Here is a 14857-nt window from a genome sequence, read left to right on the forward strand (position 1 = left end):
AGATTACTTAGCGCAAATATAAGCAAGAAAGGAGTTTTTACCATGTTACAAGATAAAACAATTAAACAGAAAGATTATGAAAGGGCTTCCCAACTATTAGGGAAGCTCTTTGAAGTTGATTCGGACATTACAGAACAAATCAGCAGGTGCATCCAGTACTATGGAGCAGGGGGATTTTTCAAGAACCTTGAAACCTTTGATTTTTCAGCAGATGTCTTTGAAAAGTTGAATGCTGTTAGACTCGTGCTGTTTGGTATGGGCGAAGAGGTAATGCCGGAGGTACTGATAGATGAAATAAGAACACAGAAGATTGACAGCACGGAAGGTGGTGCAAAGCAGTGAAGAAAAAGTATGATGAGGCTTATGCATCCAGTTTCATTAAAGGTTTGACAAGGCTTACAGGGATTTCTGAAAGTAAACTCAAAAAATATGCAGCCGAGAACAATCTCTTTAATGTTTTGGAACACCCCAACATTATTGAGCCTAACAAACAGCAGCTTGAAAAGATCTATGTCTTAAATGAGTTTATATCTACCTATAAACTTCTCAAATTACAGGAGAAGGAGAACAAGATTGTATTAAACTCTTCTACGGTAGCAGGGGAGTATTTTGTTTCTTTATTGGGCGGAATTAAAGACAGAGAGAAGTTCATGGCAGCCTTTTTAGATAGCGGCAACAACATCATCGAAACAAGAACATTTTCTGAGGGAAGTATTGGAGAAGCAGTTGTTTATCCAAGGATGATTCTAAAGGCTGCTCTTGACTGTGACTGCAAATCAATCATTTTAGCTCATAATCACCCTGGGGGAAGCCTAAATCCTTCAATCCAAGACCGAGATATCACAGAAAAGTTGGTATCCATCTTTGCACCACTTCAGATCAGTGTGGTAGACCATATTATCGTTGCAAATATCAATTACCACTCCATGGCCGAGAGGGGAAGCATTCCCCATCCATCCCCTCATGTAAGTTATGACGCAATTCCTTTGAGTGATAGAAAGATGGCCAAAGAAGAAATAATGGGCTTCAATGCTGATATGTTGAACAAAGACGATTTAGAACTGGACAGCATGTATTGCTTTGAACAGGATGGCGAGGAGGAAGATGAATGGGAGATTTGATGTTATTCTTCATTTTAACTGCTTCTGGACTGCTGCTGGCAAGTGGTATGTATTTTATCCTTGCTCAGGCACTACACCTGCCGAGAATAGCAACAACCAAAGCAGTCTTAAATGTTGCAAGGCAGGATAAAAAGCAAACAAAAAACATGGAAGTCATTATTTTTGAATTGGCTTCCAAGTTTTCTAAATTTATAAGGATGGACGATTACAAGAAAAGAAAAATGACTGCTACTTTAAAGTCCGCAGGAATCAAACTGACACCTGAAACCTATATTGCAAAAGCTTGGGTTAAATCAGGGCTGATTGCTGCTTTGCTTATACCCATTTTACCCATGCTCCCAATTTTAGCACCGGTTATCATATTATTGGCTATTGCGGTGCTTTTCAAAGAGCTTCGCTTTGCTGATGAAATTTTACGACAAAAGAGAGAAGAAATTGAATATGAATTGCCAAGGTTTGTTTCCACGGTATCACAGTCGTTAAAAGCCACTCGCGATGTTCCGGCGATTTTGCAATCCTATCAAAAAAGTGCAGGAGAAAGTTTCAGACAGGAACTTGAAATAACTATTGCAGACATGAAATCAGGTAACGAAGAAACAGCACTTACAAGGTTGGAATCTCGAATCGGCAGCACCATGCTGTCCGATGTTGTGCGAGGGCTTATATCTGTAAAACGCGGAGATAACGGAGTCATGTATTTTGAAATGCTTAACCATGCTTTTAAGCAAATGGAACTTCAAAAGCTGAAATTGATTGCTATGAAACAGCCTGGAAAGGTTAAGAAATATTCATTTACCATGCTCGGCTGCTTCCTGTTCATGTATCTTGGCATCCTTGGTTATGAGATTATTAATGCACTCGGCAAGATGTTCTAACTGTATTTTTCATGTTCAAGGAAAGGAGGGTCACAATTGATCGAGTTATTTAAAGATAAAAAAGGTGCGAGCTTTGTTGATGCATGTGTTTTGGTTTTGGCGATTGCAATGGTCTTGGCGCTTTTTGTCAAGGTTATGCCTGTATTTATCGCAAAGCAACAATTAGATACATTTGCCACTGAACTTTGCAGGACTGCTGAAATTGCCGGTGGCGTAGGAAGTGCTACCACAGTCAAAGCGGAACAACTTCGTAATCAAACAGGATTAAACCCTACAATACAATGGTCGAGAATGGGCAATATTCAACTCAATGAGGAATTTACCGTTACTTTGACCACTTCCGTAAACATTGGGCTGTTTGGCGAATTTGCTTCATTTCCAATCACATTAACGTCAAAAGCAACGGGTGCATCGGAGGTGTATCATAAGTGACGAAACTGAAAAATGTCCTATCTGATAAAACGGGCAGTTCTACACCTTTAATTATTGCAGTTGTACTTGCTATCATTATTTTGTCCAGTTCTGCCTTTGAGTATATGCGACTGATGATAGTGGCTGTAGGTGTAAGAGATGCTGTCCAATCAGCAGTAATTGATGTAGCTACTGAAAATTGGGATGAAGCTTATAACGGTCTGCGTGAAGGGTACTCAGGAGGATATGTTCTTTCAGGGACATCCTGGAATCAAAATATAACAACCGGCGACGTTTACGGAAGGCTCAAGGATAATCTTGGATTGAAACAAGAAAATGGCAAGTATGTAAAGTATGCCGGCAGTACATTGGAGTATGCAGTTTCGGGATTGTCGGTAAGTGTAACCAATGCTCCTTTGGCTCCGTCAAATATAAACGGAATCAGCCAGCTCACCGTTGAGGGTACAGTTGATATAGCTGTGCCCTTATCTTTTGGATGGGGGCATCTACCGCCGATGCAGATAAAAATGAAACTCAAAGCCGGTTACACACCTAAGTTCTGATAGAGCCTATATGATTTATGTTGATAAAACATCAGAAATGATATGAAACATAGTGCGTAATTATTACTGGACGTTACGCAAGTCCGGTGGTATAATGTAGCCAAGAAGCTGTACAACTTGATATATTGATTTATGCCTTTGAAGGAGGTATGTTGTTATGGAAAAATTAACCCTTAAAATGAAAAAGGGATTTATAATTGCAGGATTGTCTGCTTTGTGTGTTCTGCTCGTTGTAGGGATATTTGCAGTGCTTGGAGAAGGAACGGACAAAACTAAATTACCGGCCACCTCGCAGGATACAAATAATCCTGTATCTGTGGGCGAAATTCAAAATGATAAAGTAAATGAACCAAGTGTTACTGTGCAGGAGGTTACTCCGAAAGAGACACAGGACACAAATACATTAAAACCCAACGATATTCAATTGACGGAAATTCCTGTGAGACCTCAGCCACCTGAAAAGCCTGATACAGCAGTGGATAGCGACAAACCACACGATATCCCTAAAGATACAAACTTGACTAATCCGGACAAAAAACCTACTGTAACGGTCAAACCGGTAGAGCCTACAAAACCCAAAGAGGATAAGCCGACGGGCGGTGAAACCAACAGCAAAGGCGAAGTCTATGTTCCCGGATTTGGCTGGGTCAAGAACAGTGGTTCAAATGAAGAAATCAAAAGCCAATCGGATGGGGACTGGAATAAACAGATTGGTGACATGAATTAACTGAATATAGGCATTTAAGCAGAGGTAAGTCTTAAGGATTTACCTCTTTTAATTTTATGAGGAGGTCAAGATGAAAAGCAAAATATTTTCTGTATTTCTAATCATAGCCCTTTTGTTTACGTCTCCGTTAACAGCTTTTGCAGAAGGAGATGGAAACATAGATAACGGTGGCGGTGGGATGGGAAACGGTACAAGTCAAAACTCCTGGACACCCGGTAATGACGGTGTCAGAGTTACCATCATCGATACACAAACAGGAAAGCCTGTTGGTACGCCTATCGACTATACAAACCAAAGTCCATCGGCCGGTATAGTGCATTTTGGGAAAAACTCAAAGATTCACTATCGAGATGGAAGCCAACTTTCGCCTATTATGGGGAGTTATCAATATCACAACCCGGCTGTATCCTTACCGAGAATTATAAGCAGTGGCAGTGTAAGTGCAAGCATTGAAGCAATAAAAAAATACTTTTGTTCCGATGGTGCTGCTCGAATGATTGCCAATGATTTTGGTATCTCTTTTGAGCAACTTACGAATGGGAATTATAAACTGCTCCTTGAACCAATTGCTTATTTTAAATATCAAGGTATTCAAATGGGCATGACAGCTCATGAAGCTGCTTTGTACGATCAGATACAAAACGGTGATTTGAGGAGTAAGATGGTTAGCCTAACCCATCAAAACTTGCCATTGGCTATGTTTTTGGAACGTTCCGATTTGGGGTTTCCCGCATGGAATGGACCATCGTCTGGAAGGCAATCCAATACCACTATTCTTACTTATTTGGGTTTAGGGATTGTAAGCTATAAGGACACTCCGCCCACTGACCCGGTTGATACGTCAATTGAATATAGAACCAACACTCAGGTGATTACTGCTGTAACACTTAATACGACAAAAGAAATCAATCCCGATAGTCCTGCAACAGTAACGTTTAATGTCGGTGGAAATATATACACCATGAGCAATATTGTAATTCCTGAAGGAGAAAGTCAACTGGTATGGTGCAAATGGATAACGCCATCGACCGAACAGAATGTAACGATAACGGTCAGTACAAACAAAGGTTATCTGAGTGAAAACGTGATAAAAGCCAAAATTGTTGACCTTGACAAAAATCTCCCGCCTGATCCAACTGCAAAAGATAGAAACGATGGGTTTAAAACACCAAGCATTCCAAACAAGAATCAGAAAACTTATGCAACCTGGAGTGTCTGGTGGGCAAAATGGCACCCTTATTGGGTATGGATTTCCGATTGGGACTGGTGCGATCATGGCGAATGGGGGCATTGGGTTGACAACGGCTGGTGGGAAGATCATGGATGGTATGACTTTTTTACTGATGTTTACAGTGCAAGTCTGACAGCATCAAGCAATATTACACCTGATAGCAAGTCACCTACCGCAACAGGTAAAACCATGAAAAGCGGTTACGGTATCAATAACAGGGTCCAAACAAATTTCTCATCTTCTGCGCCAAGCAGCCATGTAACCGGTGCACAAACGGCGGTAAGTTATTTTCCCGAATTTTCCTATGAAACCTATTGGAGGTTACTCGAACGTACTGTGAACGGCTATTCGGCACAGTTTGAATTTAAGGTGAATCCATATAGCACCTATCGTCAAAGATGTCATTTTAGCCCTGTCTGGTATCCGAACGGACAGTATAGAGTCTACACCTATGTTCAGGATGCATGGACACCTGCCGGAATGTTATCAATGAATTTGAACGATTATGTGAATATTTCTGGATCATTATATGATGATTGGCATATTGCCCCAAAACAGTAAAGGAGGATTTTGAATGGACGAAAATACAAACTTGATTCGAGTGCTCATTGTTGAGCCACAAAAACAGCCTTATGTGAAAGATATAGAAAATGATTTTAGGGCTATGCAAGCTGCGGTAGGTGGTCCCATTGAGTACTTATATTTAACAGATGATGCTCACATTTATTGTAATGAAGAAGGAAAATTATTGGGTTTGACCGGTAACCGTAGAATTGATAATGGGGATGTTATTGCCGGTACTTTTTTTATCTGTGGCGATAATGGTTATGGTGAAGACATTTCTTTAACTGATGAGCAGGTAGAGCAATACACAGAACGCTTCAAAGAGCCGGAATACTTCTCTTACAAAGAGATGGACAATATGATATTTGCGAGAGTTAAACCTGCGGTCAACGTTGACGATTTTTTAGCCAAAATGGAATTTGCACAAGATGATGAAGAAGATTTGGAACTGTAATACGACAGGTGTGTCTTTATAAGGCACATCTGGAATTTTTTTGATAGGAGGTGAAGATGGTGGGGCATCGTGGCATTTTTAAGGTGACAGAGAACAATAAAACTACAGGTTACTATACCCATTGGGGTGCAGGAACAGTTTTCAGCGGTTTCTATCGACTGAAAAATGCCTTTGACATCAAAAAAAATCAGTATCCTGAGAAAAGTATTTCCGAGATTTTCGGGCATTTGAGCTATAACGGAGAATATTTAGAAACAGAAGATGTGACAGAACTTGTCTTTGAACCGCTAACCCCGGAGGAAACCGAAAACGAGGACAAGGACTTTGACACACATGGAATGCTTGAAATGCGGGTAACTCTTAACCTTGATGAAAACCATGCATTAGTGGAATACAACCGCTTTTATCATCCCAGAATGGGCAGCTTCACCATACCCATTGATCATGCCCTCCATAATGTAAACTTAACAATTTCCTATACTGAGGAACGAGGTATAACTGATTTTTTTGAAGCTGCGAAAATCTTTGAAAAAGGTTCAGGGGTTTATGACCTGTTATTGCAGTCGGCACAGGTAAAAGAGTTGAATCGGGAACTACAAGAGCCTTATAGAAATATGGAAACCGAAGAATTGGAGGTGGAAGCAGAATGATCTTTCCCATCATTATGATTGTGATATGCGCTGTCCTTGGAGGGGGCGCATTTCTTTTTATCAAGAATTCAGAGAAAAAGAAAAAACAGATACTTCAAGCAGATGAAGAGCAGAAAACAGCCAATGAGTTTGTTAATGTAAAGGACATTAAAGGCAAGTTTCTCTATACAAGAGATGGTCTGATTCTGTGCTACCTGAAAATCAATCCGATCAGCATTGATTTATTCAGCAAAAGCGAAAAAAGCATAATTATCAAGCAGCTTACTGCCAATATGTCGAGCATACAATATCCTTTTAAATTCATTGCTGTCTCAAGGCCGGTAGATATTTCACCGCTTATTGCAGAACTATCAGAGCTGCTTACTACGAGTGACCCGAAGCAAAAAGAGCTTTTAAAGCAGGAAATCCTTGAAATGAGTACCTTTGCTCTGTCCGGTGAAGTGGTGGAACGACAGTTTTATGTAGTTATTTGGGATAAGGCAGAGCAGGGAGCTGAAAAAGATTTACTGGTGAAAGCAAAAGAGTTTGCAAGCAATTTTACGGACAATGGAATCGGCTGCGACATTTTGGAACAGCAGGATATTGTAAGGCTTTGCAATCTTATCAATAATCCTGCCTATATGCACCTGGAGGATACCAGTTTCGAGCGGAGCATTCCAATTTTAAGCGGAGGTGTTGTACTGTGATTGGGGTGAAAAAGCCTAAATCAGATTTTGTTCCCGTAAATGAAGCTCTTTTAAATGTTATTACGCCAATGGGATTAGAAATAAAAAGAAATAGCCTGGTTGTCGGAGAAAATACAGGCAAGATATACGGAGTTGTTAAATATCCGCAAAAGGTTGATGTAGGTTGGCTTTCTAAGATAACCAATATTCCAAGCACCATTGTTTCAATCGGAATTAAACCGATTGACAATGGTGCTTTAATTTCTGCCATTAGTAAGAGCATCATTCAAAACCGTGGAGCTGCAGAAAGCGCAAAAGACCCGTTAACTCGCCAGCGAGCGGAAAAAGCAGCTGAGGATGGAGAGCGTATTATGCTTCAAATCGATCAAAACGGTGAAAAAGTGGCACTGATGAGCCTTTCTATCATGCCGCTTGCCCATGATGAGAAAAACTTTGTAAAAGTGAGCCGAAGGGTGGAAAGTGTCATCAATGTTATGAAATGTAAAGTAAGAACACTTGCTAATTTGCAAAAAGAAGGATTGCAAACCATATCGCCGACCTATCCTACCAACCCGGTAATTGAAAATATCGTACAGCGCATCATTCCCATGAGCACTTTTGTGGGAGGCTTTCCTTTTGCAAGCTCAGGATTTAATGACGGCAATGGCTATTATTTTGCGAAGGATAACAATGGTGGCCTTGTCATCGTGGATACCTGGAAGCGTGGCAATGACCGTACCAACTCCAATATGGTCGTTATGGGTGTTGCGGGAGTAGGCAAGTCAACGGCTGTAAAACACATTATGCTGTCTGAATATATGAAAGGCACAAAGCTTCTAATAATAGACCCTGAATCAGAATATAGAGATTTATGCCTTAATTTAAATGGCGATTGGATTAACGCCGGTGGCGGTATCAATGGCAGAATCAATCCATTGCAAATTCGGCCGGCACCGCGCGACAGTGAAGATGAGCCTGAAGAAAAAGGTGGCAAGCTTTATGATGATACAGATGGTATGAGTGATATGGCACTTCATATCAAGAATCTGGAAATATTCTTTCAGTTATATTTACCGAGCCTTAATGATATGCAAAAAGCAATTCTAAAACAGAGTATCATCGAGCTGTATCATAAATTCGGAATTGATTGGAATACGGACATCTCTGGCTTTACCAATGAGCAGTTTCCGATTTTCAGCGATTTGTACAGTCTGATTGAAGAAAAGATGAAAGCCAATAAAAACGATCAGGTATATCGTGATTTGGCACTGCTCCTTTATGATGTAGCCCATGGCAGTGACAGCTTCTTGTGGAACGGACACAGCAGCATTGAAACCCATACTTGCTGTATTTGTTTGGATACCCACAGTCTGCAAAATACAAGTGACAACATCAAAAGGACACAGTATTTCAATTTGCTTGGCTGGTGTTGGGAACAAATGAGTAAAGACAGGTCCGAAAGAGTATTGTTGATTTGTGATGAAGCCTATCTGATGATTGATCCCCAGGTCCCTCAGAGTCTTGCATTCTTGCGTAATGTAGAAAAGAGAGCAAGAAAGTATGAAGCAGGGTTGATTATTATTTCCCACAGTGTAGTGGACTTCCTTTCACCTGAAATCAAGATGTATGGTCAGGCACTGTTGGATATTCCCTGCATCAAACTGATTATGGGATGCGACGGTCAGAACTTAAAGGAAACAAAAGAGCTTTATAATCTTACCGAGGCTGAGGAGGAACTGTTGGAAAGCAAAAGGCGTGGTCATGCTTTATTTGTCATAGGCTCAAAGCGGCTTCACGTAAATTTTGAAATACCGGAATACAAGTTTAACTACATGGGCAAAGCCGGAGGAAGATAGGAAAATACAAGGTGCAAGCAATGATTTGTTTGCACTTTTAATAATTTTCAAGGGGGTGGAACTATTGGCAATTGATCCGATAACGTCAAAGCTGCTTACACATTTAGCGATAAAAACAGCTACTGATGCGGAAGCGAGGAAAAGACTGCTGATACTTATCCTTACACCGTTAATGGCTGTATTGCTCATTATCACAATGTTTTTTTATATACTTACCCATCCTTTAGAGTTTTTAGGACAATTTTTTAATGGTGAAGCTTTGACAGCAGTTGAGCAGCTTCAAAATGACTTTGGCATGTATCAAAGCATTTTGCAAACCGATCCCGATTATATAGACAATTATGGTAAAAGTTATGAGGGAGTCACAATTTACAATCAGGGAGAGACGCCTGTTGTTTATTATAATCAGCTTGACAGCAGATGGGCGGATAAACCCTACGGAACAGATACTATAGGTGGATATGCTTGCGGCCCAACTTCTATGGCTATGGTAGTATCAAGTCTTACCAATACCATGATAGATCCGGTACAAATGTCAAAATGGTCATATGAGAATGGGTATTGGTGTAAAAGCAGCGGTTCTTACCATGCTTTAATCCCCGGAGCTGCGAAGGCTTTCGGCTTGGATGTGGAAGGCTGTTCGGCAACTGAATCACAACGTATTGTAGATGCTCTTTCGTCAGGCAAAATGGTAGTTGCCATTATGACGAAAGGGCATTTTACATCAAGTGGACATTTTATCGTGCTTCGTGGAGTAACAGAAGAAGGAAAAATATTAGTAGCAGACCCGGCAAGTAATAAAAGAAGCAAACAGGAATGGGACTTGTCTATTATCTTGAACGAAGCCAGCAAGAGTGCAGGAGCAGGAGGCCCGTTTTGGATTATAAGCAGAAGTGCAGGAGGTGGAGTATGAATAGGAAAAAAATGATTGAACTGATTGTTTATATATTGATTGTCATTGTGGGTATAGTTTTGTTAATGACCAATCATTTGAAAGATAAAGAAAAGATAAATGATTTGCATTTTGGAGGTGTGAGCAATGCTGTTATATCTGTCCAGTAGCGGGAAAAGTGATCTTACGGATTTCTTGGAAGAAGAAAATGAGCATGCACAGAGCAATAAAACGGAAGTAGTTATAAAAAAGCTTGTGGGCAGATTTACTTTAAAACAGTTTGTAGTTAAAGATATGAGGAATTATCAGAGCTGCAAGTATTTCATGGTGGATATCGGGTGTATTGAGGATAGTCTCGATGATTTTATCGTCGCCCTGCAATCTTTTCAAATGATGTTTAATGCTCGAATTATTGTTATTTTATCCGGCTGTGATAATGAAAAAGCATATATTGATAAATTACTCGGAATAGGGGTTACCGATATTGTTTCTGCAAGCACTGTGGAGGATTTAGAGTGTGAGATTAGAGAATGTTTGTCTGAAGCCGGTATGCAGAGATATAAGCAGGCTGAGGAATTGACTAAAAAAGAACTAAAAATTGTACCATCTGAAATTAAGGAATCTGTGGAAATCGAAATACCAAGATATAAGTGGAGTGCAAAGAATATAAAGATTGCTGTTGCCGGAGCTGAACGCAGGAATGGTGTTACAGTAACGGCATTTAATTTTGCAAACTGGCTGATTGCAAGGGGGGCTACCGCCTGTTATGTTGAAATGAACATGAACCGACATCTGCATTATTTGATTGAGAGATATACTTATGAGAAGGCAGGAGAACACTATCCTGTTGGCGATGTAGACTGCTTTTTAACCAATGAAATTGATAAGGACTACAATTTTATCATTTATGACTGTGGAGTAATTAAGGAATTAACCAATGCATTCAAGGAAGCAGCCATCAGGCTGGTCTGTGGAAGCCTTTTGCCTTATGAAGAAGCAAATTACTCAAAGTTGCTGCATTTATGCAAGAATTTATCAACTTTTAAGATGGCTTTAAGTGTGCCTTTGGAATTTCAAAGCGACTGTAAGGCTACATTTGGAGCAGATTTGATGATTGCTGACGCTTCTCATGACTTGTTTAACGACAATATCAACGGACATATCTATCATCCTATCGTAAAGGAATATATCATAACGGAAAGAAAGCTGTAAGGAGAGCTTTTTCCGGTAGTAATTGAAACAGGAGGGTATCATGGCAAAAATCGAATATATGACCAATGCATTTCAATCAGATTTGAAACCGAGGGCAAGGCTTGTATTAAACTGTCTTGCCCTCCATTGTAATAAGGACGGACAATGCTTTCCGTCCATTAAAACCATAGCAAAAGAGTGCGGATACAGTGTCAATACAGTAAAAAGAGCTTTAGATGACCTGGTGAAAGCAGGTTTTATTACTAAAGAAGCTCGTTTTGATACAGAACGCAAACATGGGGGACAGACTTCAAACCTCTATACACTGAATATTGTTGAACCAAAGAAAGAAGAATCTAAGTCACCCGAAGTGGAGAGGGAGCAGTCAGAGCAGGTAAAAGAGAATGGTAGTATAAAAAAAGAGCTGGGAGTAAAGGGAGAAGCATGTATCAATCGTGAGCTGGGGGCAGCCCTTTTTGTTCAAGATAAGCCAACTAAGGAAATTAGTACTAACATGGCATATCCGACTTATAACTTTTCGTGGGCTGGGGGGCAGGCCAAAGGCGCATCCCCTTGAAATATACAGGTGAACTAATATCTACAGGTGAAAAAAGAAGTATAAACTAATATGAGTTTATAATGATTAGATATGATAAAAAAATAAGCATATATCTATTTACCGATTGGTAAAATCATGCTAAACTGTATATTGAATTATTATATTACAGGGAGGCGCTGAAATGGCTATACGCTGTAAGCTGTCAACGCTGATGGGGCAAAACCGCTATAATATACAGGATGTTTATGAGAAAACAGGGCTTTCAAGGGCAACAATCTCTAATCTTTATCACGATAAAATGCAGCGTATTGATTATGAAACCCTGAGTAAGTTGTGTAAGTTGTTTGATTGTACTGTGGGAGATTTACTCGAATACTATAAGCCGGAATAATTTTTTCTTCATTAGTGCATAAACAAAGTCCGTTTTTTGGGACAGATGAAATGATACAATATAATAGTGAGGGAGGTGTTTCGTTTGTGGTGCAAAAATTGTAATAGAGAAACAGAGGATGAAAGGTGTGAGCTTTGTGGGAGTGTGACTGAACAGGACATACCCTATGAAGTTTTTTGGTGTGATGAATGTAAAGTGCCGATTATTAAAGCGGCTAACAGTATAGATAAAAATATTTGCCCTCTTTGTAATGGAAACACCACTTATCTTTGTGCTGATTTGCGTCCAGTTTTTCCTGAAGAGAGACTTTTATTAGAAATTATCGGAGCAAAACCGTTTGCTTATCATGACAAGGCTATCTGGGCTTCTAATAACCGTTATTACATCGATGGGAAAGTAAAGCTGATTACCACCAGTTTTTATAAAAAAAATTCGCCTAAGGTCATTAGGGAGTTGCTGGATCAGTATAGCGTTCAAAATGATTATTTATATTTTAATCAGTCTATTGAGAGGTTTATAAAAGCCAATCAGGACAGGCTTAATTACCTGAAAGATGAAGCATTCGCCTTTATTCAATCTGCAGCCGAAAAATACCCTCATGAAAGCATTGTGCTTTCTTTCTCGGGTGGTAAGGATTCAACAGTCACAGCAGATTTGGCAGCGAGAGCATTGAGCGATCCGAGTCTTGTACATATTTTTGGGGATACAACTTTAGAATTCCCGCTTACAATGGAGTATGCACAACGATTCCGAAAGAACAATCCAAAAGCAATTTTTAAGGTAGCTAAAAACAAGGAACAGAATTTTTACAAAGTATGTGAGGATATTGGTCCTCCTGCTCGTATGCTCCGCTGGTGTTGTTCAATGTTCAAGACGGGTCCGATAACCCGTGTTTTAAACAGTATGTATCGAGATAGAGATATTTTGACCTTTTACGGCATCCGCAAATGTGAATCCGTAAGTCGAAGTAAGTATAACCGAATTGAGGATAATGCGGAAGCTGTTAAAATACAAAAACAAAAGGTTGCTTCTCCGATTTTTTATTGGAAAGACATTGATATATGGCTTTATATATTAGGAGAACAGATAGACTTTAACGATGCTTACAGGTTAGGCTATGACCGTGTGGGGTGCTGGTGTTGCCCCAATAATAACGAAAGAGCGCAGTTTCTTTCGCAGATTTATATGCCGGAACAGGCTGAGAGATGGAGAAATTTTCTTGTGGACTTTGCAAAGAGAATTGGAAAGCCTGATGCGGAGGTTTATGTTGATACAGGTAAATGGAAAGCCCGACAAGGCGGAAATGGTGTTGTTGCGGCTGAGGACGTCAAGATAAAATTTACTAACTGTACAGCAGAAGAAAACGCAAAGATTTATAAGCTAAACAAGCCAGTGGACGATAGCTTTATTCAACTTTTTAATCCTTTTGGCAGAATTGCGCCGGAATTAGGTAGAAAGCTTATCAATGAAACCATTGTGATAGATATAAAAACCAATGTGCCGATACTATCTATTCAGCCTTTTTCGCAGGATGGATACGATTTTGCGGTAAAAGTTAAGACATTGAATGTAGCCAAGCACGATGATTTACAGCGTATGGTTGGCTATCAGGTTAGGAAATTCAATGCCTGTAGAAAATGCTTAAAATGTGAATCTCTGTGCAAGTTTGGTGCTATCTCGGTCTATGGTGATACCTATCTTATCAATGAGCAGAAATGCAAGCGGTGTAAGATGTGTGTCACTGCTAAGTATTTAGATGGCGGTTGCTTAATGGATAAATATTTGAAAACCAAAGACTAAGGCTTAGGAGTGAAATAATGAAGTTTAAATTTAGAGCACATGATACATTTTTTATCAGAAAAGGTTGGCTTAATAAAGGAATGAGAAATGTTCAAGATGACCCACAGGTTTTCATGGGTGTTAACGGAAACCCTATGGACATTTTAGGTATAGGTGCAAATATGGTAAAGGCGTTGCGATATTGGCTTCAGGCAGTTGGACTTACTGAGGAACCACCTGCTGGAAGAAAGGTACAGAACTTTACCAATTTTGGTACAGTAGTTTATGAAAACGATCCTTATTTTGAGGAAATGGGTACGTTGTGGCTTCTTCACTATAAACTTGCCACTAACAAAACGGATGCCACTGCTTGGTACTATTTCTTTAACGAATTTAAACTGTCTGAGTTTACAAGAGATGACTTTGTGGTGCAATTAAACAACTATATTCGTATAAATGATGATGAGGTATCGGAGCGTTCATTAGAGGACGATTACAACTGTATCATTAACACCTATGTGCCACGCATTAAATCTAATCCTGAAAAGGTACAGCCGGAAAGTAATATCGATTGTCCTTTAGGTGAGCTTGGACTTATTGACATTGCAAATAAAAAGGAAAAGATATACAAGAAAACCACCCCAAAGAAAGATACCTTGCATCCACTGATATTGCTTGCAGTTATTGTGGATCAGGCTGCGGGTCAGCGTGAAATCAAAATTTCGGCGATTCAAAACAATACTTGTAACGCCGGTAAGGTGTTTAACCTGGATATAATCACACTAACCAATCTGCTTTATAAAATAGAACTTATGGGATATATCAAGGTAGTTCGCACCGCAGGACTTGACGTTGTTCGGATTGAAAGAGAAGTAGACTTTTTGGAGTGTGTAAGAGAATATTACCGAGCAATCAACAACTAAAATAA

General features: G+C 39.7%; 18 protein-coding genes. All 18 read left to right on the forward strand.

Annotation, left to right across the window (positions count from 1 at the left end):
- The first annotated feature begins 42 nt into the window (after positions 1-42).
- Complete coding sequence (locus tag K364_RS0113095; protein WP_028308394.1) at positions 43-342, forward strand: hypothetical protein; 300 nt, start codon at positions 43-45, stop codon at positions 340-342.
- Positions 339-1121 (forward strand): JAB domain-containing protein, encoded by a 783-nt coding sequence (locus tag K364_RS0113100; protein ID WP_028308395.1) that lies wholly within the window; start codon positions 339-341, stop codon positions 1119-1121. Before K364_RS0113095 ends, K364_RS0113100 begins: the two co-directional genes overlap by 4 nt.
- Positions 1109-1996, forward strand: coding sequence for a type II secretion system F family protein (locus K364_RS0113105; protein ID WP_028308396.1), 888 nt, complete (start codon positions 1109-1111; stop codon positions 1994-1996). Before K364_RS0113100 ends, K364_RS0113105 begins: the two co-directional genes overlap by 13 nt.
- Before the next feature lie 36 nt (positions 1997-2032).
- Positions 2033-2428, forward strand: a complete 396-nt coding sequence (locus tag K364_RS0113110) for a DUF4320 family protein (protein WP_028308397.1) — start codon at positions 2033-2035, stop codon at positions 2426-2428.
- The gene (locus tag K364_RS0113115; RefSeq protein WP_028308398.1) at positions 2425-2970 is read left to right on the forward strand and encodes a hypothetical protein; all 546 of its coding nucleotides are present in this window, start codon (positions 2425-2427) and stop codon (positions 2968-2970) included. Before K364_RS0113110 ends, K364_RS0113115 begins: the two co-directional genes overlap by 4 nt.
- 157 nt (positions 2971-3127) lie before the next feature.
- Complete coding sequence (locus tag K364_RS25715; protein ID WP_051534056.1) at positions 3128-3697, forward strand: DUF6550 family protein; 570 nt, start codon at positions 3128-3130, stop codon at positions 3695-3697.
- Positions 3698-3767: 70 nt separating this feature from the next.
- Positions 3768-5489, forward strand: a complete 1722-nt coding sequence (locus K364_RS0113125; RefSeq protein WP_028308399.1) for a DUF8193 domain-containing protein — start codon at positions 3768-3770, stop codon at positions 5487-5489.
- A 13-nt stretch (positions 5490-5502) separates the two neighbouring features.
- A complete protein-coding gene (locus K364_RS24080) occupies positions 5503-5946 on the forward strand; it encodes a DUF3846 domain-containing protein (RefSeq protein WP_207640863.1) in 444 nt (147 codons plus the stop codon).
- Between the two features lie 56 nt (positions 5947-6002).
- The gene (locus tag K364_RS0113135; protein ID WP_028308400.1) at positions 6003-6596 is read left to right on the forward strand and encodes a hypothetical protein; all 594 of its coding nucleotides are present in this window, start codon (positions 6003-6005) and stop codon (positions 6594-6596) included.
- Complete coding sequence (locus K364_RS0113140) at positions 6593-7282, forward strand: TraC-like domain-containing protein (protein ID WP_028308401.1); 690 nt, start codon at positions 6593-6595, stop codon at positions 7280-7282. The genes K364_RS0113135 and K364_RS0113140 overlap by 4 nt, the downstream gene beginning before the upstream one ends.
- Complete coding sequence (locus K364_RS0113145) at positions 7279-9117, forward strand: VirB4 family type IV secretion system protein (protein WP_084295847.1); 1839 nt, start codon at positions 7279-7281, stop codon at positions 9115-9117. The genes K364_RS0113140 and K364_RS0113145 overlap by 4 nt, the downstream gene beginning before the upstream one ends.
- Before the next feature lie 64 nt (positions 9118-9181).
- Complete coding sequence (locus K364_RS0113150) at positions 9182-10030, forward strand: C39 family peptidase (protein ID WP_028308403.1); 849 nt, start codon at positions 9182-9184, stop codon at positions 10028-10030.
- Positions 10027-10179, forward strand: coding sequence for a hypothetical protein (locus K364_RS26950; protein WP_162838933.1), 153 nt, complete (start codon positions 10027-10029; stop codon positions 10177-10179). Before K364_RS0113150 ends, K364_RS26950 begins: the two co-directional genes overlap by 4 nt.
- On the forward strand, positions 10157-11221 hold the full coding sequence (locus K364_RS0113160) for a hypothetical protein (protein ID WP_028308404.1): 1065 nt from the start codon (positions 10157-10159) through the stop codon (positions 11219-11221). Before K364_RS26950 ends, K364_RS0113160 begins: the two co-directional genes overlap by 23 nt.
- 40 nt (positions 11222-11261) lie before the next feature.
- Positions 11262-11777 carry a helix-turn-helix domain-containing protein gene (locus tag K364_RS26285; protein WP_152966023.1) on the forward strand — a complete coding sequence of 172 codons (516 nt, stop codon included), beginning with the start codon at positions 11262-11264 and terminating at the stop codon, positions 11775-11777.
- A 163-nt stretch (positions 11778-11940) separates the two neighbouring features.
- The gene (locus tag K364_RS0113170; RefSeq protein ID WP_028308405.1) at positions 11941-12150 is read left to right on the forward strand and encodes a helix-turn-helix domain-containing protein; all 210 of its coding nucleotides are present in this window, start codon (positions 11941-11943) and stop codon (positions 12148-12150) included.
- Between the two features lie 84 nt (positions 12151-12234).
- Positions 12235-13950: a phosphoadenosine phosphosulfate reductase domain-containing protein gene (locus tag K364_RS0113175; protein WP_028308406.1), complete on the forward strand. Its 1716-nt coding sequence runs from the start codon at positions 12235-12237 to the stop codon at positions 13948-13950.
- Between the two features lie 17 nt (positions 13951-13967).
- A complete protein-coding gene (locus K364_RS0113180) occupies positions 13968-14852 on the forward strand; it encodes a DUF4007 family protein (protein ID WP_028308407.1) in 885 nt (294 codons plus the stop codon).
- The last annotated feature ends 5 nt before the right edge of the window (positions 14853-14857 follow it).

The organism is Desulfitibacter alkalitolerans DSM 16504 (assembly GCF_000620305.1).
Classification (GTDB): domain Bacteria; phylum Bacillota; class DSM-16504; order Desulfitibacterales; family Desulfitibacteraceae; genus Desulfitibacter; species Desulfitibacter alkalitolerans.

Bases quoted from the DNA above. Each gene is read 5' to 3' on its own strand.
- K364_RS0113180 (WP_028308407.1), top strand. From the start codon at position 13,968: ATGAAGTTTAAATTTAGAGCACATGATACATTTTTTATCAGAAAAGGT.
- K364_RS0113160 (WP_028308404.1), top strand. From the start codon at position 10,157: ATGCTGTTATATCTGTCCAGTAGCGGGAAAAGTGATCTTACGGATTTC.
- K364_RS26285 (WP_152966023.1), top strand. From the start codon at position 11,262: ATGGCAAAAATCGAATATATGACCAATGCATTTCAATCAGATTTGAAA.
- K364_RS0113170 (WP_028308405.1), top strand. From the start codon at position 11,941: ATGGCTATACGCTGTAAGCTGTCAACGCTGATGGGGCAAAACCGCTAT.
- K364_RS0113135 (WP_028308400.1), top strand. From the start codon at position 6,003: ATGGTGGGGCATCGTGGCATTTTTAAGGTGACAGAGAACAATAAAACT.
- K364_RS0113125 (WP_028308399.1), top strand. From the start codon at position 3,768: ATGAAAAGCAAAATATTTTCTGTATTTCTAATCATAGCCCTTTTGTTT.
- K364_RS0113095 (WP_028308394.1), top strand. From the start codon at position 43: ATGTTACAAGATAAAACAATTAAACAGAAAGATTATGAAAGGGCTTCC.
- K364_RS25715 (WP_051534056.1), top strand. From the start codon at position 3,128: ATGGAAAAATTAACCCTTAAAATGAAAAAGGGATTTATAATTGCAGGA.
- K364_RS0113105 (WP_028308396.1), top strand. From the start codon at position 1,109: ATGGGAGATTTGATGTTATTCTTCATTTTAACTGCTTCTGGACTGCTG.
- K364_RS0113140 (WP_028308401.1), top strand. From the start codon at position 6,593: ATGATCTTTCCCATCATTATGATTGTGATATGCGCTGTCCTTGGAGGG.
- K364_RS24080 (WP_207640863.1), top strand. From the start codon at position 5,503: ATGGACGAAAATACAAACTTGATTCGAGTGCTCATTGTTGAGCCACAA.
- K364_RS26950 (WP_162838933.1), top strand. From the start codon at position 10,027: ATGAATAGGAAAAAAATGATTGAACTGATTGTTTATATATTGATTGTC.